We start from the raw sequence: 2,701 nt of genomic DNA on the forward strand, positions 1-2,701 counted from the left end.
CGGACCGCGCGCTCATTGAGCGAGGCGCTCAATGAGGCGTCAAAACGAGGTGGGAGGGATGACGCCGGCACTCGCCCCGAACGTCAAAAACGTTTACGGCGGAACCGCGGTGTCCCGCCGGCGGGCGATGACGATCGTAGGCGCCGTGGCCGGCCTACCTTTGCTCGGTGCTGACGACCTCTCGCGGGGTGGGCCGCTGCTCCATCAATGGACCGGCACCTCGCTCGGCTCGCCGTCTCAACTGCTGCTCTATCATCATGACCGCGCCGCGGCGGCTCGGATCGCCGGTGAGTGCGCCGCGGAAATCGAGAGACTAGAGCGCATTTTTGCGCTCTACCGGACCGACAGCGAGATCGCTTGGCTTAATCGTGACGGTCGCGTCGAGCTTCCGTCTCTCGATCTGCTCACGGTGCTCTCGCGATGCCAGACCTTGTCTGCGCTCAGCCGGGGCGCGTTTGACGTGACCGTGCAACCCTTATGGACACTCTACGCGGCGCATTTCTTCGGCAACGCTGCGCCGCAGCCCGAGGGGCCAGCATTGCAAGCCATCGAGCGCACGCGCAAGCTCGTCGACTGGCAGGGGATCAATGTCGGCCGGCGCAGGATCGTGCTGGAGCGCACCGGAATGGGCATAACACTTAATGGTATAGTGCAGGGCTATATCAGCGACCGCGTCGTGGACATCCTGCATGCGAACGGCTGCGATCGGGCCTTTGGCAATATGGGCTGTAGCGAAATACGCGCCATCGGCCGTCACGACGACGGGCGGCCGTGGCGCGTCGGTCTCGCCGATCCGCGTCAACCCGAAACGATCGCCATCAGCGTGGACCTGTGCGACCGGTCGGTGTGCACATCCGGCGGGTACGGCACGAAGTTCGATGCCACGGGGCGGTTCCACCACCTGTTCGATCCGTCCACCGGGGCAAGCGCACACCATTACATTGCGGTTTCCGTCTTCGCCGCGAGCGCGATGGTCGCTGACGCTCTCTCGACCGCCCTGTACGTGACCCCGCCGGAACGCGGCGCAACGCTGCTTGCCTCGTTTTCTGGCGTACGTGCCCTTGCGACATTGCCTGATGGTACGGTGCAGCATCTTCCCGTTGGCAGCTGAGCGTTGACAACGCACGTCTTAGCGTAATGACGAGCGCGTGTCGTCTGCCCCGCGTTGTCAACGGCAACGGCGGGGTCTAAGCTTCGTACGTCAACAACAATCAAAATTAGGGAGGACTAAGATGGGCAGTTGGCTTAGCGAACGAGAAATGCGCCTTGTGGCCGGCGCTGAAACAGCTTCTGCTGCAACACCCATACCAACTCAGATCGTTTCCAACGGCGAGTATCTTCCGCCCAAGCAGAGCGAGACGCAGAAACGTGTAGAGCGGCGGATTCTCGAGCTCGCCGATGAGAACGCCAAGAAGCTTGGCTTGAGCCGCCGGCAATTCATGGCCACCGGGTGTGGCATGGCCGCCGCCTTCCTTGCGATGAAGGAGATCTACGGCACCAATGTGTTTCAGGTCGACGCGGCTGAGGCACATCAACCGGACCTAATCCAGGCGAGAGCGCAGAGCCTCGCCGGGCAATTCGTCTTCGATGTGCAGACGCACTTTGTCCGCGATGATTTCGACCACAAGGAGCTTCTCGGCTTGAATGACTTCGCGGCCGAGCACTGGAACCCGAAGATAAAGGATCAGACCCCGCCCGGCCTCGCGCGGTTCAAATTCCTCAACTACGTGAAGGAGATCTATTACGACAGCGATACCCAGCTTGCGCTGCTGAGCGGGGCACCATTCGACGATCCGTCATGGTGGCTTCTCTCGAATGAGCAGATCGTCAAGGCGCGCGACATGGTCAATGATTTCGCGGGCTCCAGGCGCCTGCTTGCCCACACCGTGATCACGCCCAAACAGCCCGGTTGGATGGAGGAGGTCGACAAGGCGATATCGACCTACAAGCCGGATTCGTGGAAGTCCTACACGATCGGTGATCCGCTCGCGCCCTCCAAATTCCCCTGGCGCCTCGACGACGAGAAACTGATGTATCCGTTCTATGAAAAAGCGGTCAAGGCGGGTATCACAACGATCTGCACCCACAAGGGACTGTTGCCACCCGACTACGAGAAATCCTTCGCCGACGTCTGGCAATACGCGACGGTGGATGATGTGGGCAAGGCCGCCAAAGATTGGCCGCAGATGAACTTCGTCATCTACCACTCGGCGCTGCGTCCATTCCTCGAGCTGCCTGACCAAGCCTGGGCCGAGTTCGAAGCCTCGGGCCGGATCAAGTGGACCTCCGACCTCGCCGACATTCCGGCGAAGTACGGTGTTAGCAACGTGTATGGAGAGGTCGGCACCTCGTTCGCCAACTCGGCCGTGGCACACCCCAAGTTCGCGGCCGCTATGATCGGCACGCTGATCAAGGGCTTCGGAACCGATCACGTCGTCTGGGGCACCGACAGCGTATGGTATGGGTCGCCGCAATGGCAGATCGAGGCGATGCGACGGCTGGAAATTCCCGAAGATATGCAGAAGAAATACGGCTTTGCGCCGCTTGGCGGCGCCAATGGCCCAGTCAAGCAAGCGATCTTCGGCTTGAACTCTGCCCGCCTCTACCACATCAACTTGAAGGCAGCGGATGCACAACCGTTGCCTGCTTATTCGGCGGATAGGCTGGCCCAATTGAAGAAGGAGTACGAGTTCGCGGCGAA

General features: G+C 61.0%; 2 protein-coding genes. Both read left to right on the forward strand.

Annotation, left to right across the window (positions count from 1 at the left end; all coding sequences use genetic code 11):
- Positions 1-58 precede the first annotated feature (58 nt).
- The gene (locus VNX23_RS03930; RefSeq protein ID WP_325627870.1) at positions 59-1,111 is read left to right on the forward strand and encodes an FAD:protein FMN transferase; all 1,053 of its coding nucleotides are present in this window, start codon (positions 59-61) and stop codon (positions 1,109-1,111) included.
- A 121-nt stretch (positions 1,112-1,232) separates the two neighbouring features.
- Positions 1,233-2,701, forward strand: a 1,469-nt coding sequence (locus VNX23_RS03935; RefSeq protein WP_325627871.1) for an amidohydrolase family protein, incomplete at its 3' end; no start/stop codon positions are given.

It is taken from the genome of Bradyrhizobium sp. (genome assembly GCF_035570375.1).
GTDB lineage: Bacteria > Pseudomonadota > Alphaproteobacteria > Rhizobiales > Xanthobacteraceae > Bradyrhizobium.

Coding starts and splice junctions, on each gene's coding strand:
- VNX23_RS03930 (WP_325627870.1), top strand. CDS start 59: ATGACGCCGGCACTCGCCCCGAACGTCAAAAACGTTTACGGCGGAACC.